The sequence below is a fragment of the Bordetella genomosp. 2 genome (assembly GCF_002261345.1).
In the GTDB taxonomy this organism is placed as follows: domain Bacteria; phylum Pseudomonadota; class Gammaproteobacteria; order Burkholderiales; family Burkholderiaceae_B; genus Bordetella_A.
In genome coordinates this window covers 291,024-314,504 of sequence record NZ_NEVT01000003.1, presented here as the reverse complement: position 1 = coordinate 314,504, position 23,481 = coordinate 291,024, and the positions used below count along the sequence as shown (strand labels likewise).

At 69.2% G+C, this 23,481-nt stretch carries 22 protein-coding genes, 1 tRNA gene and 1 pseudogene; 9 read left to right on the top strand and 15 right to left on the bottom strand.

Going from position 1 to position 23,481, the window contains the following annotated elements:
* Positions 1-18: 18 nt before the first annotated feature.
* A pseudogene (locus CAL24_RS03550) lies at positions 19-760 on the bottom strand (3-oxoacyl-ACP reductase family protein).
* A 92-nt stretch (positions 761-852) separates the two neighbouring features.
* Here CAL24_RS03550 and CAL24_RS03545 point away from each other — a divergent pair.
* Positions 853-1,464 (top strand): TetR/AcrR family transcriptional regulator, encoded by a 612-nt coding sequence (locus CAL24_RS03545; protein WP_028356797.1) that lies wholly within the window; start codon positions 853-855, stop codon positions 1,462-1,464.
* A gap of 25 nt (positions 1,465-1,489) precedes the next feature.
* Here CAL24_RS03545 and CAL24_RS03540 read toward each other — a convergent pair whose 3' ends face one another.
* From CAL24_RS03540 to CAL24_RS03500, 9 genes are all read right to left on the bottom strand, one after another.
* Positions 1,490-3,688, bottom strand: coding sequence for an AsmA family protein (locus tag CAL24_RS03540; RefSeq protein WP_094805738.1), 2,199 nt, complete (start codon positions 3,686-3,688; stop codon positions 1,490-1,492).
* Between the two features lie 127 nt (positions 3,689-3,815).
* Entirely contained in the window at positions 3,816-4,421 is a 606-nt protein-coding gene (locus CAL24_RS03535; protein ID WP_038854112.1) for a DNA-3-methyladenine glycosylase I, read from the bottom strand.
* Between the two features lie 36 nt (positions 4,422-4,457).
* The gene (locus tag CAL24_RS03530; RefSeq protein ID WP_028356800.1) at positions 4,458-4,913 is read right to left on the bottom strand and encodes a YkgJ family cysteine cluster protein; all 456 of its coding nucleotides are present in this window, start codon (positions 4,911-4,913) and stop codon (positions 4,458-4,460) included.
* 95 nt (positions 4,914-5,008) lie between these two features.
* Positions 5,009-5,977: a Bug family tripartite tricarboxylate transporter substrate binding protein gene (locus CAL24_RS03525; RefSeq protein WP_094805737.1), complete on the bottom strand. Its 969-nt coding sequence runs from the start codon at positions 5,975-5,977 to the stop codon at positions 5,009-5,011.
* A 39-nt stretch (positions 5,978-6,016) separates the two neighbouring features.
* Positions 6,017-6,964 (bottom strand): SMP-30/gluconolactonase/LRE family protein, encoded by a 948-nt coding sequence (locus tag CAL24_RS03520; protein WP_028356802.1) that lies wholly within the window; start codon positions 6,962-6,964, stop codon positions 6,017-6,019.
* Positions 6,948-7,748 (bottom strand): SDR family NAD(P)-dependent oxidoreductase, encoded by an 801-nt coding sequence (locus CAL24_RS03515; RefSeq protein ID WP_094805736.1) that lies wholly within the window; start codon positions 7,746-7,748, stop codon positions 6,948-6,950. The genes CAL24_RS03520 and CAL24_RS03515 overlap by 17 nt, the downstream gene beginning before the upstream one ends.
* 31 nt (positions 7,749-7,779) lie before the next feature.
* On the bottom strand, positions 7,780-8,331 hold the full coding sequence (locus CAL24_RS03510; RefSeq protein ID WP_094805735.1) for a carboxymuconolactone decarboxylase family protein: 552 nt from the start codon (positions 8,329-8,331) through the stop codon (positions 7,780-7,782).
* Positions 8,332-8,333: 2 nt separating this feature from the next.
* The gene (locus CAL24_RS03505) at positions 8,334-8,894 is read right to left on the bottom strand and encodes a DUF4286 family protein (protein ID WP_094805734.1); all 561 of its coding nucleotides are present in this window, start codon (positions 8,892-8,894) and stop codon (positions 8,334-8,336) included.
* Between the two features lie 23 nt (positions 8,895-8,917).
* Entirely contained in the window at positions 8,918-9,787 is an 870-nt protein-coding gene (locus tag CAL24_RS03500; protein WP_094805733.1) for an amidohydrolase family protein, read from the bottom strand.
* Positions 9,788-9,895: 108 nt separating this feature from the next.
* Here CAL24_RS03500 and CAL24_RS03495 point away from each other — a divergent pair, with 108 nt between their 5' ends.
* Positions 9,896-10,795, top strand: coding sequence for a LysR family transcriptional regulator (locus tag CAL24_RS03495; protein ID WP_249278469.1), 900 nt, complete (start codon positions 9,896-9,898; stop codon positions 10,793-10,795).
* 7 nt (positions 10,796-10,802) lie between these two features.
* On the opposite strand, the gene modC is transcribed toward CAL24_RS03495, so the two are convergent.
* The 3 genes from modC to modA are packed head-to-tail and all read right to left on the bottom strand — an operon-like array spanning position 10,803 to position 13,397.
* Positions 10,803-11,918: a molybdenum ABC transporter ATP-binding protein gene (gene modC, locus CAL24_RS03490; protein WP_094806485.1), complete on the bottom strand. Its 1,116-nt coding sequence runs from the start codon at positions 11,916-11,918 to the stop codon at positions 10,803-10,805.
* Positions 11,919-11,936: 18 nt separating this feature from the next.
* Positions 11,937-12,614, bottom strand: a complete 678-nt coding sequence (gene modB / locus CAL24_RS03485; RefSeq protein WP_094805731.1) for a molybdate ABC transporter permease subunit — start codon at positions 12,612-12,614, stop codon at positions 11,937-11,939.
* A gap of 18 nt (positions 12,615-12,632) precedes the next feature.
* Positions 12,633-13,397, bottom strand: a complete 765-nt coding sequence (gene modA, locus CAL24_RS03480; protein ID WP_094805730.1) for a molybdate ABC transporter substrate-binding protein — start codon at positions 13,395-13,397, stop codon at positions 12,633-12,635.
* Positions 13,398-13,620: 223 nt separating this feature from the next.
* On the opposite strand from modA, the gene CAL24_RS03475 reads away from it, so the two are divergent.
* From CAL24_RS03475 to CAL24_RS03445, 7 genes are all read left to right on the top strand, one after another.
* Positions 13,621-15,819, top strand: coding sequence for a TonB-dependent receptor (locus tag CAL24_RS03475; protein WP_249278468.1), 2,199 nt, complete (start codon positions 13,621-13,623; stop codon positions 15,817-15,819).
* Between the two features lie 10 nt (positions 15,820-15,829).
* Positions 15,830-16,996 (top strand): PepSY-associated TM helix domain-containing protein, encoded by a 1,167-nt coding sequence (locus CAL24_RS03470; RefSeq protein ID WP_094805728.1) that lies wholly within the window; start codon positions 15,830-15,832, stop codon positions 16,994-16,996.
* A complete protein-coding gene (locus CAL24_RS03465; protein ID WP_028356811.1) occupies positions 16,993-17,202 on the top strand; it encodes a hypothetical protein in 210 nt (69 codons plus the stop codon). Before CAL24_RS03470 ends, CAL24_RS03465 begins: the two co-directional genes overlap by 4 nt.
* 239 nt (positions 17,203-17,441) lie before the next feature.
* Complete coding sequence (locus tag CAL24_RS03460; protein WP_094805727.1) at positions 17,442-17,900, top strand: (2Fe-2S)-binding protein; 459 nt, start codon at positions 17,442-17,444, stop codon at positions 17,898-17,900.
* Positions 17,897-20,107, top strand: a complete 2,211-nt coding sequence (locus tag CAL24_RS03455) for a xanthine dehydrogenase family protein molybdopterin-binding subunit (protein ID WP_094805726.1) — start codon at positions 17,897-17,899, stop codon at positions 20,105-20,107. Before CAL24_RS03460 ends, CAL24_RS03455 begins: the two co-directional genes overlap by 4 nt.
* A 106-nt stretch (positions 20,108-20,213) precedes the next feature.
* Positions 20,214-21,422 (top strand): alpha/beta hydrolase, encoded by a 1,209-nt coding sequence (locus tag CAL24_RS03450; protein ID WP_249278467.1) that lies wholly within the window; start codon positions 20,214-20,216, stop codon positions 21,420-21,422.
* Positions 21,423-21,512: 90 nt separating this feature from the next.
* Positions 21,513-22,421, top strand: a complete 909-nt coding sequence (locus tag CAL24_RS03445; RefSeq protein ID WP_028356814.1) for a LysR family transcriptional regulator — start codon at positions 21,513-21,515, stop codon at positions 22,419-22,421.
* 115 nt (positions 22,422-22,536) lie between these two features.
* On the opposite strand, the gene CAL24_RS03440 is transcribed toward CAL24_RS03445, so the two are convergent.
* Together CAL24_RS03440 and CAL24_RS03435 are read right to left on the bottom strand one after the other, a co-directional pair.
* Positions 22,537-22,612 (bottom strand) — tRNA-Lys (locus CAL24_RS03440).
* A 49-nt stretch (positions 22,613-22,661) separates the two neighbouring features.
* Positions 22,662-23,459 (bottom strand): MetQ/NlpA family ABC transporter substrate-binding protein, encoded by a 798-nt coding sequence (locus CAL24_RS03435; protein ID WP_028356815.1) that lies wholly within the window; start codon positions 23,457-23,459, stop codon positions 22,662-22,664.
* Between the last annotated feature and the right edge of the window lie 22 nt (positions 23,460-23,481).

The window sequence follows — 23,481 nt, the reverse complement described above, 5'->3', positions numbered from 1 at the left end:
GCCGGCCGGGCGCGGCGCTCAGGCGCCGAAGCCGCCGTCCACCGACACTTCCGAACCGGTCACGTAGCGCGCATCGGCGCTGGCCAGGTAGCCCACCATGCCGGCGATGTCGTCCACGTGGCCGTAGCGGCCCAGCGCCAGCCCGGCGGCGCTTTCGGCGGCGCCCTGGCGGTCGGCCGGGTTCATGTCGGTGTCGATGGGCCCGGGGTGCACCACGTTCACGGTGATGCCGCGCGGCCCCAGGTCGCGGGCCAGCCCCTTGGTGAGCCCGACCAGCGCCGCCTTGCTGGCGGCATATACCGCCAGGCCGGGCTCGCCGGTGCGCACCGCCAGGCAACTGCCGATGTTGATGATGCGCCCGCCGTCGGGCAGGTGCGGCACGGCGGCCTGGATGGCCGCATACACGGCGCCCACGTTGACGTCCATGGTGCGCTGGTAATCGGCATGCGGCAGGGCGTGGATGTCGCCGGCGAGGAAGATGCCGGCATTGTTCACCAGGATATCCAGCCCGCCCAGGTCCTGGGCGGCGCGCGCCACCGCGGCCCGCACTTGCTCATGGTCGGCCGCGTCGGCCGCGTAGGCATGGGCGCGGCGGCCCGCCTGGCGCAGCTCGGCGACCAGCGCCTCGGCCCGGTCCGGCGAGCTGACGTAAGTAATGGCCACATCGGCCCCCCTGCGCGGCCAGGCGCCGCGCGATGGCCGCCCCGATGCCGCGGCTGCCGCCGGTGACGAATGCGATCTTGCCTTTCAAGTCTGACATGTTGAATCCAATATATGTAGTGATCAATACAAATATCATCGCCCAGCCGGCACCCCGCGTCAAGCCCGCGGTGCGGCGGGTAGAATCCTGTCATGGCAGAACGAGGACGCCCCCGCACTTTCGACCGTGACGCCGCCTTGCGCAAGGCCATGGATCTGTTCTGGGAGAAAGGCTACGAAGGCACGTCGCTGGCCGACCTGACGGCCGCGATGGGCATCAACGCGCCCAGCCTGTACAGCGCCTTCGGCTCGAAGGAACAGTTGTTCCGCGAGGCCGTCGCGCTCTACAGCAATGGGGAAGGCAGTTGCACGCATGTCGAGCTGATGCGCGCGCCCAGCGCGCGCGACGGCATCCAGAACATGCTGCTGGCGGCGGCGCGCGCCGGCACCCAGCCGGGCCGGCCGCGCGGCTGCATGATCGTGCTGAGCGCGGCCACCGGCGCCGAAGGCCACGCCCCGGTGCGCAAGATGTTGTGCGACAGCCGGCGCCAGATGCAGACGCTGATCCTGCAGCGGCTGCGCGACGGCGTGCGCCAGGGCGAGCTGCCGGCCGACGCCGACCTGCCGGCCCTGGCGGGCTTCTACGCGACAGTGCTGCACGGCATGGCGATCCAGGCGCGCGACGGCGCCTCGCGCAAGGCCCTGCAGCAATCGGCGCGGCTGGCCATGCACGCCTGGGACGCGCTGGCCGCGCCGGCCGCCTGAGCGCCGGCGCGCGCCTACCCGCGGCTCATTTGCCGCCGGCCCGGCCCTTGGCGGGCGGCGCCTTGGGCGGCTGGCGCATTTCCTGCAGCAATTTGGCGCATTGGTTTTCTTCCGCGCCGGCGCTGGGCGCCACCAGCGCCAGCAGGCTGGCCACCGGGGTCAGCAGCACGCCCAGCGCCACGGCGCCCGCGCCGCGCGCGGCCAGCGGCAGCACCTGGACGCCGGCCTGCGGGTCGCCGAAGGTGCCGCGCACATACAGCGGCGAACGCAGCGAGAATACGCGCACGCCCTTGCTGCGCGGCGTGATGTCCAGGTCCAGGGTCTCGTCCTTGAAATTGGCGTTGCCCTCGATCTGCACCAGGGCGTTCTCGGTGTCGAACACGAACACGCGCGGCGTCATCACGCCGCGCTGCATCTGCAGGTCGGCCGCGCCGCAGTTGATCTTGACCTCTTCGTCGCCGAACAGCTTGCTGACCACGTAGTTGCCCACGTTCAGGCCGGCGATCTCCATCAAGGCGCGGCTGATGACGCCGTCGTTGATCAGCAGCCGCGTGTCGCCGCTGGCGCTGCCCAGCAGCGCCGCCACGGAATTGCCGGTGCCGGTGAGCGCCGCGTTGCCGTTGAGCTGGCCCAGCGCCCGCTGCATCGATTCCACCTTCGGGAACAGCTGCTTCAGGCGCAGGCCGCGCGCGGCGATCTCGGCCTTGCCCGCCATCGGCGTACGGCCGCCGTCCAGGCGCAGCTTGGTGTCGATGGAGCCCCCCGCCATGCCGAAGCGCAGCGGGTCGAGCGTCAGCAGGCCGTTGTCCATGACCAGGTGGACGTCGAACTTGGTGATCGGCAGGTCTTCGTCGTAGATGATGCGGTCGGCCGTCAGGGTCACGTCGGCGTCCATGACGCGCCAGCGGTCGGTGCGGAACTCCTGGGTCGGCAGCACTTTGCCGGAGGCCTGCCGCGGCTTGCCGCCGGCCGCCTTGCCGGTCTTGGCGTCCGGCTGCACGCCCACCAGCGGACCCAGGTCGCGCATGCGCAGCAGGCGCGAATTCAGCTTGCCCGCCAGCTTGGGACGCGGCGCGCCGGCGGTGAAGGTCAGGTCGCCGTGCAGGTCGCTGGCGCCCACCTTGCCGTTGAAGTCGCGGTAGTGGAACACCGCGCCGCCCGGCTCGCGCAGGCGCGCGACCAGCCGGCCGTCGGTGGCGTAGCGCGGGGTGTCGGGCAGCGTCACGCCGGTCAGGGGATAGAGGTCGGACATGGTGGCGCCCGACAGCTCCAGGCGCAGGTCGAGCGCGCCCAGGTTGGCCGGGTCGGTCAGCGTGCCCGCCAGCGCAATGCGCGTGTCGCCCACCGACACGTCGGCCTGCAGCGGGAACGGCAGGGTCGTGTCGCGCATCGCCAGCATGCCGCCAATCTTGCCCTCGCCGCGCAGCGGCAGGCCCTTGTAGCGCCCTTTTACCCGCCAGCCGAACACGTAATCGGGCGGCGCGGCACCCTGCCCGGCCGCACTCTGTCGCGGGCCTTCCGTCTTGGCCTCCGGCTGCCCGGCCTGGGCGTCCGGTTCCCTGGCGCCGGCTTGCGCCTGCTCTTTCTGCTTGCCCGCCTTGCTTTCGGGCTGCTGCTGCTGCGCGTCCGCCGGCTTGCCGGCGATGGCGGCGAAGGGAATGGGCTTGCCCAGCGGGTCGATCTGCGCCTCGACATCGGCGCGCAGGGTCTCGTCGCGAAACCGCACCTTGCCCTGGTCGAAGCCGATCTTGTCGATGTCCATGACCCAGGGCGACGGCTCGCCGCTTTCCGGCAGCGTGAACACCCAATTGGCGCGGCCGTCCTTCAGGCGCTGCAGGCTGGCGGCCGGCCCGGTCAGCTGGATCTGGCGGATCATCACGCGCCGCGCCAGCAGCGGCAATGGCGACAGGCTGAATTCGGCGCGCTGGAGCGTGGCCATGTGCGGATCTTCGGCCCAGTCGGGGTTGCCGATGGCCACGTCCTCCATGGCGATGCGCGGCCATGGCACCCAGCTGCGCCAGCCGGTCTCGTCGGCCGGGCGCCGCCATTGCACGGTCAATTCGCCATTGATGGCGAAGGGCCGCCCGATAGCGGCCGACACGCGCTCGTTGATGGTGGGTTTGAGCTGGTTCCAGTCGAACAATGCGACGACCAGCACCAGGGCCGCCACCAGCACGACCAGGGTGCCGCCCAGCCCGATCAGTACTTTCTTGGTACGCGTCATGGCCGCTGTTCCTTTGCCGGGCGCGCCCGATGCAGCCCGGCCTTGCTATCAGGGTATAGGCGGAAACTGGAATTTTTACCAGAGAATGTGTGCGGATTTTTCCAAATCCGCCTATGGCGCCGCGATCTCAGGCGGGACGCACGAAGCGTGCCCGGGCCTGCTCGCATTCGGCGTGATGATGGCAGCCCGGGCTGTGGTCGTTGACCATGCCCACCGCCTGCATGAAGGCGTACACGGTGGTTGGGCCGACGAACTTCCAGCCGAGCTTCTTCAGGTCTTTCGACAAGGCCAGCGATTGCGCCGACACGGACGCCGGCTGCGCGGCGCGCGGGCCGGCCGGCGCTTCGTAGCGCCACAAGTAGGCGCCCAGCGAGCCGTGCGCGGCGCGCATTTCCTGGGCGCGGCGGGCGTTGTTGATCACCGCCTCGATCTTGCCACGGTGGCGCACGATGCCGGCATCGGCCACCAGCGCCTCGACCCGCGCCGCGCCGTAGCGCGCCACCTTGTCGATGTCGAAATCGGCGAAGGCGCGGCGGAACCCGTCGCGCTTGTCCAGGATGGTGCGCCAGCTCAGGCCCGACTGGAAGCCTTCCAGGCACAGTTGCTCGAACAGGTCGCGGTCGTCGCCGACCGGCCGGCCCCACTCAAGGTCGTGGTAGTCCCGGTAGCCCTGCGAATGGTCCACCCAGGCGCAGCGCGGCAGGCCGTCCTGGAAATCGGTGCGCACGGTCATGCGGCTTCCTTGGCAATCAACGATACGCCGATGCTACTACGCCGCGGCGGGGTGTCCCGGGTGCAGCGGGCCTTGCGGATCGTTCTCGGCGTCGGGGCGCGGCGCCAGCGCGGGCAGGCCCAGGCGCGCCCGCAGCCGCTGGCAGTCCGGGTTCACCGAGCCGTCGGGCTGCCACACTTCGAACTCGCGGCAGGGGGTGGGCCGCTGGGGATAGATGGCGCAGTGGATGCCGGGCTGGCCCAGCTCGCCGCGCAGCGCCACGCAGCGCCCGCCGCCCTGTTCGGTGCCGGCCATGCAGACCCGCAGGGGGCTGATCGGCCGCACCAGCTCGACCGGCACGGTGCCGCCGTTCTCGCCGGCGACTTCGCCGCAGTAGAAAGACACCCGGAAATGCGCGCAGCACGCGCCGCAATTCAGGCACGGGTTGGCGGCGGCATCGCCCAGCATGGCGGGCGACACGAGGTCGACGGGGTTCGGCTCGAGCCGGGTCATGGGGAGCTGCCAGCGAAATGGGCGGAAGAAACGCCGGCAGTTTAGCCAGCGGCGCGGCGGTTTTCAAGCCGGCCGCTGGCGGGCGAAGAATGGCGTCAGTTGTTGACGGTAATGCCCTCGGCGCGGATCAGGTCGCCCCATTTCCTGGTGTCGTCGCGAATGATGTCGCCGAACGCCTGCGGGGTGGTGGGCGACAGTTCCACGCCGGTGGATTCGGCATAGGCCTGCAGTTCTGGCGAGGCCAGCACCTTTTGCAAGACGGCGTTCACTTCCGCCACCTTGTCGGCCGGCGTGTCCTTGGGCGCCAGCACGCCGTACCAGTTGTTGGCATAGACATTCGGCACGCCCAGCTCATCGAAGGTAGGCACGTCCGGCAGCACCGCCGAGCGCTTCGGCGCCGCGATGGCCAGCGCCCTGACCTTGCCGCCCTTGATGTTCGACATCAGCCCCGACACGTCGCCGATGAAGCCGGCGACCTGCCCGCCGATCGTGTCGGTAATGGCCGGGGCCGCGCCCTTGTAGGGGACGTGCAGGATGTTCGAGCCGGTGGCGAGCTTGAGCTGCACGATGGCCATGTGCGGCATGCTGCCCACGCCGGAGGAAGCCATCGACAGGCCGTCGCCCTTGGCGCGCGCCACGAAGGCCTTGGCGTCCTGGTCAGGGCTGCCCGGCCCCACCACCAGCACTTCGGGCACGGACACCAGCAGCGACACGGGCACGAAGTCCTTGGCGGGGTCGTAGATGAGTTTGGGATACAGCGACGGGTTGATCGAGATCGCCCCCACGGAACTCAGGAACAGCGTCTGGCCGTCGGGACGCGCGCGCGCCACGTAGGTGGCCGCAATGGCGCCGTTGCCACCCGGCTTGTTCTCGACCAGCACGGGATGCTTCAGTTCTTTTTCCAGCTGCGCGGCCACCACCCGCGCCAGCGAATCGGCCGGTCCGCCGGCCGGGAAGGCCACCACCAGGCTGGTGGTCGAATCGGCCCGGGCGTCGGCGGCGGCCAGCGCCAGCAGGCCGGCGGCCAGCCGCATCAGCATGCGGGTATGACGGGAATGGAACATGGTTTTCTCCTCTCTGGATTATTGGAGTTGGATCGACGCTCAGCCGCCCGGGGCGCCTTGCGTGTTGACGAACAATGAATAAATCGAAGTGCACGACGCCATGAACAGGCGGTTGCGATGCTTGCCGCCGAAGCACAGGTTGGCGCAGCGTTCGGGCAGCGCAATGCGTCCCAGCAGTTCGCCGGCCGGCGAATAGACGCGCACGCCGTCGAGCTCGGCGCTGCCCATGCCCCAGCCGCACCACAGGTTGCCTTCGACATCGACGCGGAACCCGTCGGGCGTGCCGTCGGCGGCGTCGAACAGCACGCGCGACGGCCCCAGCGCGCGGCCGTCGGCCGCCACGTCGAATACCAGGACGTTGCGCGGCCGCGCGCGCGACTCGATCACGTACAAGCGCCGCTCGTCGGGCGAGAACGCCAGGCCGTTGGGGCCGTTGACCGTATCGCACATGAGCGCGACCTCGCCGCTGTCCGGGTCGATGCGATAGATGCCGGCGGGCAGCTCCTGCTCGGCCTTTTCACCCTGGTAGTACCCGACAATGCCGAACGGCGGGTCGGTGAACCAGATCGAGCCGTCGGACTTCACCACCACGTCGTTGGGCGAGTTCAGCCGCTTGCCGCCATAGTGGTCGGCCAGCACGGTGATGCGCCCGTCGTGCTCGGTGCGGGTCACGCGGCGGCCCAGGTGTTCGCACGTGACCAGCCGCCCCTGGCGGTCGCGCGTATTGCCGTTGGCGTGGCCCGCGGCCGGCCGCCACACATGCGCTTGCTGGGTGATCTCGTCCCAGCGCATGATGCGGTCGTTGGGCACATCGCTCCACAGCAGGTAGCGGCCGTCGCCGAACCACACCGGGCCCTCGGCCCAGCGGCAGCCCGAGGCCAGCCGCTCCACCGCGGCCAGCGGCAGCACCAGCTTCTCGAAGCGCGGGTCCAGCGCGATGACCGCCGGATCGGGATAGCGCCCGGGCGCCTCAGTCGCAGCGCGCACTCATGCCTCCGTCGACCACGAGCTCCGTGGCGGTAATGAAGCGGGCCTCGTCCGAGGCCAGGAACAGCGCCGCATTGGCCGTATCCAGGCCATCGCCCATGAACGGCAGCGGGATGCGCGCCTGGCGCTGCGCGAGCAACTGCCCGACGTCGCCGCCGGCGCGCTGGCCGGCCAGCCGCGCCTCCACCATGGGCGTGTGCATCTGCCCCGGGATCACGGTGTTGCAGCGGATATTCTTCTTGGCGTATTCCAGCGCGACCACCCGCGACAGCTGGATCACGCCCGCCTTGGCGCTGGCATAGCCGACCTGCGCCGAGCCGGTCCAGCGGATGCCCGAGGTCGAGGCCACATTGACGATGGCGCCGCCGCCCTGCGCCTCCATGTGCGGCAGCACGTGGCGGCAGCCCAGGTAGACGCTCTTCAGGTTGAAATCGATCTGGCGGTCCCAGGCCTGTTCGTCCAGGTCCACCGGCCCGCCCTTGCGCGAGCCGCCGACATTGTTGACCAGGATGTCGACCCGCCCCCATTGGTCCACGCAGGCGCGCACCAAGTCGCGCACGGCGTCCGAGGACGTGACGTCGGCGCGCCAGGTGGCGATCTCGCCGCCGGCTTCGCGCACCCGCGCCACGGTTTCCGCCATCGCGGCCTCGTCCAGGTCCACGGCGAATACGCGCGCGCCTTCCTGCGCGAAACGATAGGCGATGGCGCGGCCATTGCCCCAGCCGGGGCCCACGCTGCCCGCGCCGGTCACGATTGCGATCTTGCCTTGCAGGCGTCCTGTCATGTGGTCTGCTCCTGTTGCGCGTGCGCCGCGCTCAGCGGCCGAACTCGACCGTGCTGCCGTCGGGCGGCTGCACGTCGAATACATTGATGGTCATCGAGATCAGCGTGTAGTAGCCGGCGATGCCGACCAGGTCGACCACGCCATCCCTGCCCAGCACCTCGGTGGCTGTGCGGTACAGCGCATCGCCGACGCGGCGGGTCTCCAGCAGCTCGCGCACGAAGCGGTAGACCACGTCCTCGTCGCGCGCCGCGAAGCGCGGCGCGGCGCCCAGGCGGATCTGTTCGGCGGCATCCGCGTCCAGGCCCTCGCGCAGGGCGATGGGGTGGTGGGCCCACCATTCGAACGGCGCGCGCCACCATGCCGCCATGACCAGGATGGCCAGCTCGGACAGGCGCGGCGGCAGGCTGGAGTCGTAGCGGCAATACTGCCCCAGCGCCTGCGCGTGCTCGGCCAGGCCGGGACGGTGCAGCCAGATCGCCAGCGGCCCGCGCACCCTGCCGCGCGGGCCGCTGGCGATGGCATCGTGGACGCGGCGCTGATGCGTCGACATATCGTGCACTTCGGGGGGGTCGAGTCTGGCCATGTTCAAGCCTCGCGGTTCGGCGGCACCAGGCGGAACATGGTGCGCTTGGTGTTGATGAAGTTGGGGCGCACGCGGCTGCTCCAGTCGGTCGCGCGCACGGCCAGCCAGGCCGGCGAGCCGAAGGTCGCGCGGCTGGCCAGTTCATAGCAGGCGTAATAGCGCGGCGAGCCCGCGCGGGCCAGGTAGCGGCGCGCGCGCACGGTGCCCGGCACCGCCGCCAGGCCGGGCAGGTGCTCGGTCTCGTACCAGCGGTCGAAATCGGCCTCGGCCGCCGGCTTGATGTCGGTCTCGACCACATAGAACCACGGCGCGGACTGGCCGGCGGCCTGTCCCGCCAGGTCGGTGGTCAGGTCCAGCGCGACGGCTTCGGTCCCCGGATAGGACGCGCGCAATGCCGCCAGCAAGGGCGCCGGATCGGCGGGCGCGGCCAGCATGGCGTAGGTCTCGGCGTGATCGGCGGCGTGGTACAGCGCCAGTCGCGCCGGATCCACGCCGGCCAGGGCGGCGTGCAGCTCCGCGCGGGAAGCGGCCGCTTGCGGAATCTTGATCAACAGGTGGTGCATGGCCAATGCTCGCGAGGTCGGAATCAGGGTTGGAAGCGATACAGGCGGTCCGGGTTGTCCACCAGGATGCGCGACCGCAGGGCCGCGTCGGGACACAGCCGCAGGAAGGTATTGAGCAACTCGCCGTCGTCCGGCATGTCGCCCGCCACATTGGGATGCGGCCAGTCGGTGCCCCACAGCAGGCGTTCCGGCATCGCCTCCAGCAGCGCGGCCACCAGCGGCTCGGCATCGTGGAACGGGCGCGCACCGCTGCTCGACACGCGGTCCAGCCCGGAGATCTTTACCCAGGCGTGCGCATGGTCGCGCAGCGCAAGCAGCGCGCGGAAGGCCGCGCTGTCGACGCCCTGCTGCGCCGGCACCCGCCCCATGTGGTCGATCACGAACGGCACCGGCAGGGTTCGCAGGCGCGGCAGCAGGTCGATCAGCGAGGCGTGGTCCGAATGAATGCAGACATGCCAGCCGAACGGCGCGATGCGCGGCGCCACCCGGGCCAGCTCGTCCCAGCCGGCGTTGGCCAAGTGCGCCACGAAGTTGAAGCGCACGCCGCGCACGCCGCGGCGGTCCAGCTCGGCGATGCGGCGCTCGTCCGCGTCGGGCGCCAGCAGGGCGACCGCCCGGTACTGCCCCGCCCCCCGGTCGAGCGCGTCCAGGGTGGCCGACATGTCGTAGCCATGGCAGCCGGGCTGCACGATGACCCCGCGGGAAAAGCCCAGCCGCCGGTGCAGCGCCCGCACCTGCTCGAACGGCGCATCGGGCGGCGTATACGGGCGGTCCGCCGCATAGGGGAAAACGTCGGCCGGCCCGAACACATGGAAATGGCTGTCGCAGGCATGCGCCGGCAGCGCATGGCTGGGCGGCGTGACTTCAGCGAGCGGAGGCGCGCAATCGGGCATGGGAAACCGTATGGTTGACGAGAATCCCGCATGATGCGCAGCCGGCGCGGCCCCGGCAATGTGTCCCGGCTGACTTCTGATATAGAAAAAACGTATACCATTGGCGCCATGGATCTCAAGCAAATCCGCTACTTCATCATGGCCTGCGAAATGCGCAGCCTGTCGCGCGCCGCCGAGGTGCTGGGGCTGTCGCAACCATCGCTCAGCCGCCAGATCCAGCTGCTGGAAGCCGAATTGCGGCACCACTTGCTGGTGCGCACCGGCCGGGGGGTGGAGCCCACGCCGGCCGGGCTGCGGTTCCTGGCGCATGCCAAGGCGCTCGACGCCATGGCGCAGCAGGCCAGGCAGGACATGCGCGCCTTTGCCCCGCCGACTCAGCACAAGGTGCGGCTCGGCATGCCGCACCGCGTGGCGCGCCGGCTGGCCCCGCACATCGTGCAGTCGTTCCGGCGCCAGCATCCCGGCGCGGCCCTGGCGCTGGCCGAAGGCCTCAGTTCCGAGATGAACGAGTGGCTGGCCAAGGACCGCGTCGACCTGGCGCTGCTGTACGACCCGCCGCCCTCCTCGCTGGTGCGCTACGAATCCGTCTATCGCGAGGACCTGGTGCTGGCCTATGGCAAAGCCTGCCGCCCGGCGCCGCCGCCGCGCGTGCGCGCCCGCGACCTGGGCGGCTACCCGCTGGTGCTGCCCAGCGCCCCCAACACCATCCGCATGCTGGTGGACCGGACCTGCCGCGAGCTCAACGTGGCGCTCAACGTGGTGGCCGAGGTCGACGTGGTGCACACGATTCTCGAGACCATGACGGACGACAACATCTACACGATCCTGCCGCGCTCGGCGCTCAACGACATGCCGGGCCAGACCTACCTGACCTGCTCGGAGATCGCCGACCCCACCATCATGAACAACCTCACCCTCGCCACGCCGGCCGACCGGCCGCTGCCGGCGGTGGTCGAGGCCGCCGCCGCGATCATCCGCGCGCTGGACATGAAGCGGCTGTTCGCCTGAGCGGCCGTCAGCCGAGCACCGATACCGCCTTGATCTGCGCCCAGGCATGCGTGCCGGGCGCCAGCCGCAACTGGTCGCGCGAATAGCGGGTAATGCGCGCCAGCAGCGGCGTGCCGCCGGCGTCCAGGCGCACCAGGATGTGATCGGGATTGTCGGCCGGCACCATGTCCAGCACACGCACCGGAATGACGTTGACGATGCTGCTGCCCTCGGGATGCGCCAGCGCGACGCTCACGTCGCGCGCCTTGACCGCCAGCCGCGCCGCACTGCCCGGCGGCAGGCCGGCGTGCACGACGCGCAGGCAGGCGCTGCTGCCGGGCAGGCGCACCGACATCAAGCGGTACTGGGGGTCGAATTCCGCGACCGTGCCATCCACCACCACCGTGGCGTCTTCGGCCATGGCCAGCGGCAGGTCCAGCCGCGCCAGCGTCTGCCCGATGGGCCCGCTGGCCACGGCGCGCCCCTCATGCAGCAGCACCAGGTGGTCGGCCAGCCGCGCCACTTCCTGCGGCGCGTGGCTGACGTAGACCACCGGAATATCCAGTTCGTCGTGCAGGCGCTCCAGGTACGGCAGGATCTCCTGCTTGCGCGCCTGGTCCAGCGAGGCCAGCGGCTCGTCCATCAGCAGCAGCCGCGGACTGGTCAGCAGGGCGCGGGCAATGCCGACCCGCTGGCGCTCGCCGCCCGACAGCCTGGCCGGCATGCGCGCCAGCAGGTGGCCGATGCCCAGCAACTCGACCGCCTGGTCCAGCTCGACGCGGCGCGCCGCCGCCGGCACCCGTTTCAGCCCGAACTGCAGGTTGCGCAGCACCGTCAGGTGCGGGAACAGGCTGGCTTCCTGGAACACATAGCCCAGCGGCCGCCGGTGCGTCGGCACCGCCAGGCCCTGTTGCGTGTCCAGCCAGACCTCGTCATTGACGCGCAGGTAGCCGCGCGCGGCCGGCTCCAGGCCGGCCAGGCAGCGCAGGCAGGTCGTCTTGCCCGAGCCGGAATGCCCGTACAGCGCGGTCACGCCCCGGCCGGGCAGGCGCAGGTCCACATCCAGCGCAAAGCCCGCGTAATCGACGCGGAAACGCGCCTCGATGGCGGCGGCAGTCTCGGCGCCTGGCGGACGGATAGGCATGGGCCGGTCCATGGCGGGCTACAGCGCGGCCACGGCGCGGCGCCGCGTGTACAGCAGCAGCAGGACCACGAACGAGAACACCACCATGCCGCCGGCCAGCCAGTGCGCCCGGGCATATTCCAGCGCCTCGACGTGATCGAATATCTGCACCGACACGACGCGGGTCCTGCCTTCGATGTTGCCGCCGATCATCAGCACCACGCCGAACTCGCCCACTGTATGCGCGAACCCCAGGATGCCGGCCGTGATGAAGCCCGGCCGGGCCAGCGGCAGCACCACCGAGAAAAAACAATCGCGCGGGCTGGCGCGCAGCGTGGCGGCGGCCTCCAGCGGACGCGTGCCGATCGCCTCGAAGGCGTTCTGCAACGGCTGCACCACGAACGGCAGCGAATACACCACCGAACCGACCACCAGCCCGGCGAAGGTGAACGGCAATACGCCCAGGCCGAGCGCCTGGGTGACCTGCCCGACCGCGCCGTGCGGCCCCATCAGCACCAGCAGATAGAAGCCCAGCACCGTGGGCGGCAGCACCAGCGGCAGGGCCACCACCGCCCCGACCGGGCCTTTGAGGCGCGAGCGCGTGCGCGCCAGCCACCAGGCGATGGGCGTGCCGATGATCAGCAGCAGGACGGTGGTCAGCGAGGCTAGCTGTATCGTCAGCCAGATCGCCGCCAGGTCCGATGAATCCAGGTGCATGGGGTGGGTCCGTGTGCCCTATTGCGCGGAAACCTCGTAGCCGTACGACTGGATGATGCGGGCCGCCTCGGGGCCTTTCAGGTAGTCGACGAAGGCCTGGGCGGCGGGATTGTCCCGGCCTTGCGCGAGGATAACAGCGTCCTGCCTGATGGGGTCGTGCATCGCCCCCGGCACCAGCCAGGCCGAGCCGGCGGCCAGCCGGCCGTCTTTATAGACTTGCGACAGCGCCACGAAACCCAGCTCGGCGTTGCCGCTGGCCACGAACTGGTACGCCTGCGCGATGCTCTGGCCCTCGACGATCTTGGGCTTGATGGCGTCGGCCAGGCCCAGCCGGGTCAGCACCTGGGTGGCCGCCAGCCCGTAGGGCGCGGCCTTGGGGTTGGCAATCGACAGGTGTCTGAACCCGCCCTGCTTCAGCACCGCCCCCTGGTCATCCACATAGCCTTCCCTGGCCGACCACAGCGCCAGGGTGCCCACCGCGTAGGTGAAGCGCGAGCCCGGCACGGCCTGGCCCTCGGCCTCGAGCCGGGCCGGCCGGTCGTCGTCGGCCGCCAGGAACACGTCGAAGGGCGCGCCGTTCTTGATCTGCGCGTAGAACTGCCCGGTCGCGCCGAACGAAGCGACCGCCCGGTGGCCGGTGGCCTGCTCGAACTGCCTGGCAATCGCCTGCATGGGGGCGGTGAAATTGGCGGCCACGGCGACCTGGACTTCGGCGGCCGGGGCGGATGCCGCCAGGGAGATGGCGGCCAGGGACAGGACAAGACGCAGGCGATGATGACGCATGAGGGCTCCGGCGCAGGGAAGATCCGATTTCGTTATGTAGTGAACTATATAACGAAATCGGCCTGCCGCTCGGCGCTGGCATTGCCAGAAATCAACGGCAGGCGGCGGAAACCAGCGGAAAGCGGGCCGCGGCGCCCGGCCTCCCCCGGCATGGCAAACCCCAGTATCAATTTTAAACAATAATGCTTATCATCTGCGTTTTTATTGCTGAAACATGGAGAGCATGGTGCAACAGGCAACCGCGGGCCGTCCAGGCGCACAAAGACGCAGAAGCGCAGTCATCAAGGGCGCGCTGGCCGGCGGGGCGGCGCTCTATGCGGCAGGCGCGGCGGCGCAGGCGCCGGACCCGGACGCGGCGGCCGCCACCCTGCTGCCGGCCATCACGGTGTCCGGGGCCGCCGCCGCCATGGACGAGGCGCCCGCGCCGATCGCGGGCGGGCAGGTCGGCAGCGGCGCCCGCATGGGCATTCTCGGCAACACCTCGGTCATGGACACGCCCTTCAGCGTCACCAGCTACACCGCCCAGACCATCGAGAACCAGCAGGCGCGATCCGTGGCCGACGTGGCCACCACTGACCCGTCGGTGCGCATGGGCAGCGCCCGCTCCAACATCAACGAAGACCTCACCATCCGCGGCTTCACCGTGCCCACTTCGGACTTCGCGCTGAACGGCATGTTCGGGCTGGCGCCCTACTGGCGCGCCCCGGTCGAGACGCTGGAGCGAGTGGAGATCATCAAGGGCCCGTCCGCGGCGCTGTTCGGCATGACGCCGGGCGGCAGCGTGGGCGGCGTCGTCAACCTCGTGCCGAAACGCGCGACCGACGAACCGGTCACCCGCATCACGGGCAGCGTGTCGTCGGACTCGGTGTTCGGCGTGCATGCGGACATCGGCCGCCGCTTCGGGCCCGACAATGCTTTCGGCATACGCATCAACGCCATGACCCGCGACGGCGACACGCCGATCAAGGACCAGTCCACCCGCGAAAGCCTGGCGTCCCTGGCGCTGGACTACCGGGGGGAAGCGCTGCGCGCATCGCTGGACCTGCTGTGGCAGAAAGAACGCATCGACAACGTGGTGCGCCAGTTCCAGCTCGGCCCGACGCTGACCTCCATCCCCGAGGCGCCCAGCAACAACAACCCCTACCCGGGCCTGGGCTGGAGCGACGGCCGCAATGGCTCGGGCGTCTTCAAGGTCGAATACGACCTGAACGAGCACATTACCGCCTACGCCGGCTACGGCCAGCGCAAGCTGAACTGGGATTCGATCGCCGCCAACCCCGTCCTGCTGAATACCCAGGGCGATTATTCCTACTTCGGCGGCTGGCAACGGATGACGGTCGACAGCAAGTCGACCGAGGCCGGGCTGCGCGGCAGGTTCTCCACCGGGCCGGTGAGCCACAACGTGGCCTTCAGCTACACCAGGCTGGACCAGGACCAGCGCCTGGGCTTCTACACGGGCTATCCGGGCGGCAGCTCCAACATCTACTCGGGGGATGTGTTCGACACCCCCTCCACGGCCGGCATCGACAACCCGCTGCAGCGCTACCTGCGCACGAAGCTGACCAGCTACGCCCTGGCGGACACCATGTCGTTCATGCAGGACCAGGTGCAGCTGACCCTGGGCGTGCGCCGCCAGCAGGTGGCCGGCCAGGACTACAACTTCATGAACGGCGAGCCCAGCGGGCCCTACTACGACAAGCGCGCCACCACGCCTTTCGCCGGCGTGGTATTCAAGGTGCGGCCGGACATCTCGCTGTACGCCAGCTACGTCGAAGGCCTGTCGCGCGGCGATACCGCGCCCACCAGCGCGGCCATCAGCAATCCCGGCGAATCCCTGCCGCCGTTCAAGTCCAAGCAGAAAGAGCTCGGCGCCAAGTTCAACCTGAACGACGACATGCTGGCCACGATCAGCCTGTTCGAACTGACCAGGCCCAGTTCCGGCATCTCCGGCAATACCTTCGGCGTCTTCGGCGAGCAGCGCAACCGCGGCGTCGAAGCGACCTTCGCCGGCGAGGTGACGCGCGGCGTGCGACTGCTGGGCGGCATCAGCTACATCGACGGCGTCATCACCAAGGCCGCGACGGCCGACCTGGAAGACAAGCAGGCGATCGGCGTGCCCGACTGGCAATTCAACCTGGGAGCCGAATGGGACACCCCGTTCGTGCCGGGCCTGACGCTGACCGGGCGCGTCATCTACACCGCCAGCACCTACGCCGACGCCGCCAACACGCTGTCGGTTCCCAGCTGGACCCGGGTCGACGCCGGCGCGCGCTACGAGACGAAGATCAGCGGCAAGCCCGTCACCTTCCGCCTGAACGTGGAGAACCTGTTCGACCGGGACTACTGGGGCACCGCGACCGCCGGCTACCTGTTCGTGGGCTCGCCGCGCACTTACACGCTGTCGGCCAGCATCGGCTTCTGAGGACGCTCGCATGTCAACCCGAACATGGTCGTGGATCCACAAATGGAGCAGCCTGGTCTGCACCGTCTTCATGCTGCTGCTGTGCCTGACCGGGCTGCCGCTGATCTTCCACGAGGAAATCGAGCACCTCACGGGCGTGGTCGAGGCCCCGCCCATGCCCGCCGGCACGCCGAACGCCAGCCTGGACCGGATCGCGCAAGCCGCCCTGGAGCGCCGCCCGGGCGAGGTGATCCGCTACATGTTCTGGGAGCAGGACGAGCATCCCGACATCACGTACGTGTCGATGGCCAGCGCCATCGACGCGCCGCCCGAGGAAAACAATGCCGTCATCGTCGATTCGCGCAGCGCCCAGGTGCTGGACGAACCCAAGACCGATGAAGGCTTCATGTATGTCATGCTCAAGCTCCACACGGACATGTTCGCGGGCCTGCCGGGCATGTTGTTCCTGGGCTTCATGGGCCTGCTGATGGTGGTGGCCATCGTCTCGGGGGTGGTGCTGTACTACCCGTTCATGCGCCGCCTGAAATTCGGCGCGCTGCGCACGCGGCGCAGCCGCCGCGTCAAGTGGCTCGACTGGCACAACCTGCTGGGCATCGTCACGGTCGTGTGGCTGACGGTCGTGGGCCTCACGGGCACCATCAACACGCTGAACCGGGTCATCCTGGGCCTCTGGCAGATGGACCAGATGGCCGAAATGACGGCGCCCTACCGGGGCCTGCCGCCCGTGACCCAGCCCGCGCATCTGGAACAATCCATCCGCGCCGCCCGCGCCGCGGTGCCCGACATGACGGTCAGCCTGGTCGCCTTTCCGGGAACGATGTTCTCCAGCCCGCATCACTACACCTTCTTCCTGAAGGGCAGCACGCCGGTCACGGCGCGCCTGCTCAAGCCGGCCCTGGTCGATGCGGCCACCGGCAAGCTGACCGATACGCGCGACATGCCCTGGTACGTGAAGACCCTGTTCCTGTCGCAGCCGCTGCATTTCGGCGACTACGGCGGCCTGCCGCTGAAGCTGCTGTGGGCGGTGCTGGACATCTTCGCCATCGTCGTCCTGGGCAGCGGCGTGTACTTGTGGCTGCGCAAGCCCAAGGCGGCGGGCGCCAAGGCGCATGCCGACAACGCGCCGGAACCCGCCCATGCCCTGCGCCAGACCGACGCCAACGAGGCCGCGCCGTGACCCGCCATGACTCGCGCCAGGCGCGCACCGACCACCTGCAATCGGCGCGCGAGGTTTTCCGTATCCCGATCTGGCTGGGGGCAGCCTCCAGCATCGGCCTGGTGTCGGCGCTGCTGGGCGATGACGTCTGGGATGCGCTGTCGTGGCTGGCCATACTGGCCCCGGTCGCGGCGGTCATCCTGGCGTGGCGCAGACGCGCCAGCTAGGCCCCATGCCGCCTGTTCCTGGCGCGGGCAGGCCCTGCGCCGGAGGCCGGGTTCGGCCGCCCTCGTCCGCCGCGTGCCGCCGCCATTGTTGAGCAAGCTTAAATAGTCTTGCCAAGTTTGGCGGGATTTTTTCGTCGACCGCGACTGCTAGTCTGTGCCCCGTGGAATCTACAGCGCGCAACCCCTCGGGTGGCGCGCCCGATGCAACCACAGCATCGCCGCTATCCTGGAGAGACAGCATGGCCAGCCTGACGATCAACGGGCGCGAGCTTGATGTACAAGCCGCTCCCGACACCGCACTGTTGTGGGTATTGCGCGAACATCTCGGCCTGGTCGGCACGAAGTTCGGCTGCGGCGCGGGCCTGTGCGGCGCTTGCACCGTGCATCTCGACGGCGCGGCGGTGTTCGCCTGCCTGACGCCGCTGGAAAGCGCGCTGGGCCGCTCCGTGACGACAATCGAAGGCCTGTCGCCGAACGGCGACCATCCCTTGCAGAAGGCATGGATCGCCGAACAAGTACCGCAATGCGGGTACTGCCAATCGGGGCAGATCATGCGGGCCGCCGCCTTGTTGCAAGCGCGGCCCCAGCCCTCGCGCGAGGAGATCGTCGACGCCATGGCCGCCAACCTGTGCCGTTGCGGCACGTACCAGCGGATCGTCCGCGCCGTCGAACGCGCCGCGCAGGAGACCTCGTCATGACGCTGACAGCGGAAGTGTCGCGCAGGGGTTTTCTACGCGCCACGGGCGCGCTGAGTTTCGCCGTGATGGCGGAAGGAACCGTCCGGGTGCTCGTGGGCAAGGCCATGGCGCAGGAGGCCGCCGCGCCGCTGGCCAATGCCTGGGTCACGATCAGCCCCGACAATACCGTCACCATTCGCTTTGGATCGACCGAGATGGGACAGGGCGTGATGACATCCCTGCCCATGATCCTGGCCGAAGAGCTGGACGCCGACTGGGCCCGGGTGCGCGTGCAGCAGCTCGACCAGGGGCCGGCCAGCGTCTACGGGAACCCGGATACCGGCGGCATGCTGTTCACCGCCGGCAGTTCATCCGTGGCGGGCTACTTCAACATCATGCGGCGCGCGGGCGCCGGCGCGCGCCGCATCCTGGTCTACTCCGCCGCCGCGGCCTGGAACGCGCCGGCGGCCGAAGTGACGACCGAGCCAGGCATCGTGGTGCATGCGCCCAGCGGACGCCGCATGACCTTCGGCGAAGTCGCGGCCCTGCCGCGGATCATCAGCCAGGTTCCCGAGATCGCCGATGCCGACCTGAAGCCGCGCGCGGCGTATCGATTGCTCGGCACGAATGTCGGGCGGCGCGATATTCCCGACAAGATCCGGGGCGCGGCGGTGTATTCGATCGATGTGCGGCTGCCGGGAATGGTCTACGCCGCGCAGTTGCTGGCTCCCGTGGAGGGCGAATCGCCCGTGTCGGTGGACCATGCCGGAGTAGCGGCCTGGGACGGCGTGGTCGATGTGATCACCTTGCCTCATTCGGTGGTGGTGGTCGCCGAGCGCTGGGAAACGGCGCTCAAGGCAAGGGCCGCATTGAAGGTGGAGTGGACCCGGACGTCGCCGTTTCGCACGGCGGACAGCGCCGCCGAACGCGCCGCCACGCTGCAGGCCGCGGACGACCTGCAGCGCACGGCGGTCGCCTGGCAGCAGCGCGGGGACGCCGTGGCCGCCTTGGGCGACCGGCAGCACCGGCTGGTCGAAGCCAGCTTCACCACGGAGTATCTCTATCACGGACAAATGGAACCGCTCAATGCCGTGGCGGCGGTCGACGCCGACGGCAAGGGCGCCGAAATCTGGCTGGGCACGCAAAGCCAGTCCATATCGATCGGCGTGGCGGCGCAGACACTGCAGACCACTCCGGACCGCATCCGCTTCCATGCCATGCAGATGGGCGGCGCCTTCGGCCGCCGCACGTTCTTCGCGCGCGACAACCTGCGCGACACCCTGCTGCTGTCGCGCCAGCTGAAGCGGCCGGTCAAGCTGATCTGGACCCGCGAAGACGATGTCAAGAACGGCTGGCTGCGTCCGATTACCGCGCACCGCATGCAAGCCACGCTGAACGAAAGCGGCGCAGTCGCGGCGTTGCGCCATCGCGTCGCCAGCCCGTCGATCCTGGAGTACGCCGCGCCGTCGCGCTGGCAGGGCGCGCAGAACCGCGACCTGCTGGTCATGGAAGGCGCGGAAAGCCTGGACTACGACATCGGCGATTACCTGGCGGAGCATGTCATCCTGGAACGCGGCGCGCGCGTCTCGGCCTGGCGCGGCATCGGCTGGGCGCCCAACTGCTTCGCCCGCGAATGTTTCATCGACGAACTCGCCGAGGCAGCCCACAGCGACCCGGTTGCTTTCCGGCGGCGCCTGCTCGCCAACAGCCCGCGCGGCCGCGCGGTGCTGGACGCCGTGGTCGCCATGTCGGACTTCGGCAAGGCGCCGGCCGGGCGGGCGCATGGCCTCGCCTTCGCGGGATACAAGGCTACGCTGGGAGCCGGCGTGGCCGAGATATCCCTGGCCCCGGAAACGGGACAAATCCGGGTTCATCGCTTCTGGGCAGCGGTCGATCCCGGCATCGCCATCCACCCGCGCAACCTCGAGGCCCAGGTCGAGGGCGGCGTGATCTTCGGCCTGTCCGGCCTGCTGAAAGAACGGATCGACATCGCCGCCGGCGAAATCCGCCAGAGCAATTTCTATGACTACCAGCCCCTGCGCATGCACGAGGTGCCGGAAGTGCAGGTCCGCATCATCGAGTCGGGCGCCGCGCCATCGGGCTCGGGTGAAATCGGCGTGCCCATGACCGGCGGCGCGGTCGCCAACGCCTTCCATGCGCTGACCGGCAGACGGATACGCGACATGCCCTTCACGCCGGAGCGCGTACAGGCCTTGCTGCGCGCCTGAGCCCGCGCCGGTCCGGGCGCAGTATCATCATTCACCGTGCGGGCCGGGCTTTTCCGCATGGAACATCGGCCAGCCTCCCCTGGCGCATCGACACACCCCAGCTACCGTGCAAGCCTTCCGTCGCTCCAGACGCTTCCTGTCCCGCTGCGCCGCGGGCGCGGCCGTGTTGCTGGCCTCCGCGGCCTGCACCGGCACCGGCCATGACGCGCCCGGCGCCCGGCAGGTCTCTTTCGACGCCTATCGGCAGGACACTGTCCAGCTCTTGCTGGAACGGCGCGTCTACCAAGGCGCCGACCCGGCGCTCGAAATCGACTGGAACGCCCCGCGCGAATGGCGTCCCGAAAGCCAGCCGCGCCGCGGTGTCTTGCTGGTGCACGGACTGGGAGACTCGCCCTGGTCCTTCCGCGACATTGGCGAACAGCTGGCCGCGGCGGGCTTCCTGGTCCGCACCGTCTTGCTGCCCGGCCATGGAACGCGCCCGGAAGACCTGCTGGACGTCAGCCTGGAAGATTGGCGCCGGGTGGTGGACGAGCAGGCCCGCGCGCTGCGGCGCGAAGTGGAGCAGGTCTATCTGGGCGGGTTCTCGACCGGCGCCAACCTGGTCGTCGAGCATGCCTATGCCAATCCCGATGTGGCGGGCTTGCTGCTTTTTTCGCCGGCCTTCCTGTCCAACAGCGCCTACGACTGGCTGGCCCCGCTGATCGCCTGGGCGCGGCCCTGGCTGCGCGAGCCCGACGGCATCCGCCCGATGCAGAACGCCGTGCGCTACATGACCGTGCCCACCAACGGTTTCGCGCAGTTCTACCGCAGCAGCCGCCGGGCCCGCCAGGCGCTGGCCAGCGGGCCGTACGGCAAGCCCGTGCTGATGGTGGTGGCCGAGCACGACTCCGTGCTGGACACCGGCTACCTGGCGCAAGGCTTCAGCGCCCAGTTCCCCCACCCGGCCAGCCGCCTGATCTGGTATGGCAGCAAGCGCGACGGTTTCGACCGCGACCCGCGGGTGCTGGTGCGGACCGACTACCTGCCCGAGCTGCGGATCAGCCAGTTTTCTCACATGGGCCTGCTGTTCGCGCCGGGTAATGCGCTGTATGGCGCCGCGGGCAGTCTGCGCCTGTGCTGGAATGGCCAGCCCGATGCCGCGCGCGCCGATTGCCAGCGGGGCGCGCCGGTGTGGTATTCCGACTGGGGCTACGTCCAGGAAGGAAAAGTGCACGCCCGCCTGACATTCAACCCGTACTTCGATTGGCAGGGCGGCGTCATGCGGCAGGTGCTGGACCATGCCGCGCTCGACTCGCGGGCAGCCCTTTCGCCATAGAATCGGACTGGCGCCGGCATGCCGGCCCGCCGCGGCGCGCCATGCTGGAACGGGCGCGGATCCCCCATAGCGACAAATAGAGAGCCCGTCATGGACCGCTTCGTTGCGTTGCAGTTGTTCAATCGGATCGTTGAACTCGGCAGCTTCACGGAAGCCGCCGAGATGATGAATATTCCGCGCGCCACGGCCACCCATGCGATCAAGCAGCTGGAAAGCCGCCTGGGCGCGCGCCTGCTGGACCGCACCACCCGCCAGGTCAAGCCGACCCTGGACGGCCAGGCCTTCTACGAGCGCAGCCGGCGCGTACTGGCCGACCTGGAAGATGCCGAATCCTCCATCAGCACGCACGTCGCCAACCCCCATGGCACCTTGAGACTGGACCTGCACGGCGCGCACGCCACGACGATCATCCTGCCGCGCATCGGCGAATTCAGGGCGCGCTATCCCAACATCAACGTGGTGCTCAGCAGCGGAGACCGCCTGGTCGACCTCGTCAAGGAAGGCATCGACTGCGTCGTGCGGGCGGGCCAGCCGCGCGACTCGTCATTGGTCGTCAGGAAACTGGCGAACATGCCGGAGATCATCTGCGCCAGCCCGGACTACCTGGCCCGGCACGGCACGCCGCAGCACCCCAGCGACCTGGAGCGGCACCAGGGCATCGGATTCTTCTCGCGGGGCAACGACTACCGCTATCCCTTTTCCGTGATCGTCGACGGGAGGCGGCAGGAATTCGAGGCCAGCGGCTGGATGTCGGTCAGCGACGCGGAGTGCTATACCAGCGCGGCCCTGGCCGGCTGCGGGCTGATCCAAGTGCCGCGCTTCCGCCTGGAAGAACATCTGCAGGCCGGCAGACTGGTCCAGGTCCTGTCGCAATGGGCGTGCCCCGACCTGCCTGTCAGCGCACTGTACCCATCGCACCGCCAGCTTTCCCCGCGGGTTCGCGTCTTCGTGGACTGGCTGTGCGAGCTGTATGCCGAGAAATTCGGCGGACCGGGATGAGGCTTATTCGTTGCGCGCGGGCGCCGGCGTGCGAACCCGCGCCGCAACCGAACGCGCAAGAAAAAGCGCCACCGGCAAGGGGTGGCGCTAGTCGCTTGATTTCACTGCGAATTCGTGGTGGGTCGTGCGCGACTCGAACGCGCGACCAACGGATTAAAAGTCCGCTGCTCTACCGACTGAGCTAACGACCCGACCGAAGCGCGAGATTATGACCGATTCGCGCTTTTCCGTCAAGGAAGCTTACCAGGCCGCCACCACGGCGCCCTTGAACTTCTCGGCGATGAAGGCCTTGACCGCCGGGCTCTGGTAGATGCCCACCAGCTTGCGCAGCTCGGGCTTGTCCTGGTCCTGTTCGCGCACTACCAGCACGTTGGCGTAGGGCGACTCGGCCGATTCGCGCGCGATGGCGTCCTTGTTGGGGTCCAGGCCGGCTTCCAGCGCGAAGTTGGTGTTCACGGCGGAGGCGTCGGTGTCGTCCAGCGAGCGCGGCAGTTGCGCGGCGTCCAGCTCCACGAAGCGCAGCTTGCGCGGGTTCTCCACCACGTCGATCGGCGTGGCCTTCAGGCCGGCCTCGGGGTTCAGTTTGATCAGGCCTTGCGCCTGCAGCAGCAGCAAGGCGCGGCCGCCGTTGGTCGGATCGTTCGGGATGCCGATCTGCGCGCCCGGCTTCAGCTCGTCCAGGCTCTTCACCTTCTTGCTATAGATGCCGATGGGGAAGATCACCGTCTTGGCGATGCTGGCCAGCTTGTAGCCGCGGTCGGCGTTGGCCGAGTCCAGGTAGGGCTGGTGCTGGTAGCTGTTCAGGTCCAGGTCGCCGGCGGCCAGCGCCACGTTGGGCTGCACATAGTCGGTGAACTCGATGACCTCGACCTGCAGGCCCTGCTTGGCGGCCTCCTGCTTGACCACATCGAAGATCTGCGCGTGCGGGCCGGCGGTGACGCCGACTTTCAACGGCTTGTCCTGCGCCAGGGCGGCTTGCGCGACAAACGTGGCGCCCAGGGCCAGCGCGGCCAGCGACTTGAAAAACTTGGTGTTCATGATGCGTGAGTTGCGAGTGGGG

Coding starts and splice junctions, on each gene's coding strand:
- CAL24_RS03435 (WP_028356815.1), bottom strand. CDS start 23,459: ATGAACACCAAGTTTTTCAAGTCGCTGGCCGCGCTGGCCCTGGGCGCC.
- CAL24_RS03505 (WP_094805734.1), bottom strand. CDS start 8,894: ATGCACCACCTGTTGATCAAGATTCCGCAAGCGGCCGCTTCCCGCGCG.
- CAL24_RS03540 (WP_094805738.1), bottom strand. CDS start 3,688: ATGACGCGTACCAAGAAAGTACTGATCGGGCTGGGCGGCACCCTGGTC.
- CAL24_RS03475 (WP_249278468.1), top strand. CDS start 13,621: ATGGTGCAACAGGCAACCGCGGGCCGTCCAGGCGCACAAAGACGCAGA.
- CAL24_RS03500 (WP_094805733.1), bottom strand. CDS start 9,787: ATGCCCGATTGCGCGCCTCCGCTCGCTGAAGTCACGCCGCCCAGCCAT.
- CAL24_RS03535 (WP_038854112.1), bottom strand. CDS start 4,421: ATGACCGTGCGCACCGATTTCCAGGACGGCCTGCCGCGCTGCGCCTGG.
- CAL24_RS03455 (WP_094805726.1), top strand. CDS start 17,897: ATGACGCTGACAGCGGAAGTGTCGCGCAGGGGTTTTCTACGCGCCACG.
- CAL24_RS03510 (WP_094805735.1), bottom strand. CDS start 8,331: ATGGCCAGACTCGACCCCCCCGAAGTGCACGATATGTCGACGCATCAG.
- modC (WP_094806485.1), bottom strand. CDS start 11,918: ATGCCTATCCGTCCGCCAGGCGCCGAGACTGCCGCCGCCATCGAGGCG.
- CAL24_RS03525 (WP_094805737.1), bottom strand. CDS start 5,977: ATGTTCCATTCCCGTCATACCCGCATGCTGATGCGGCTGGCCGCCGGC.
- CAL24_RS03495 (WP_249278469.1), top strand. CDS start 9,896: ATGGATCTCAAGCAAATCCGCTACTTCATCATGGCCTGCGAAATGCGC.
- CAL24_RS03530 (WP_028356800.1), bottom strand. CDS start 4,913: ATGACCCGGCTCGAGCCGAACCCCGTCGACCTCGTGTCGCCCGCCATG.
- modB (WP_094805731.1), bottom strand. CDS start 12,614: ATGCACCTGGATTCATCGGACCTGGCGGCGATCTGGCTGACGATACAG.
- CAL24_RS03460 (WP_094805727.1), top strand. CDS start 17,442: ATGGCCAGCCTGACGATCAACGGGCGCGAGCTTGATGTACAAGCCGCT.
- modA (WP_094805730.1), bottom strand. CDS start 13,397: ATGCGTCATCATCGCCTGCGTCTTGTCCTGTCCCTGGCCGCCATCTCC.
- CAL24_RS03470 (WP_094805728.1), top strand. CDS start 15,830: ATGTCAACCCGAACATGGTCGTGGATCCACAAATGGAGCAGCCTGGTC.
- CAL24_RS03445 (WP_028356814.1), top strand. CDS start 21,513: ATGGACCGCTTCGTTGCGTTGCAGTTGTTCAATCGGATCGTTGAACTC.
- CAL24_RS03545 (WP_028356797.1), top strand. CDS start 853: ATGGCAGAACGAGGACGCCCCCGCACTTTCGACCGTGACGCCGCCTTG.
- CAL24_RS03515 (WP_094805736.1), bottom strand. CDS start 7,748: ATGACAGGACGCCTGCAAGGCAAGATCGCAATCGTGACCGGCGCGGGC.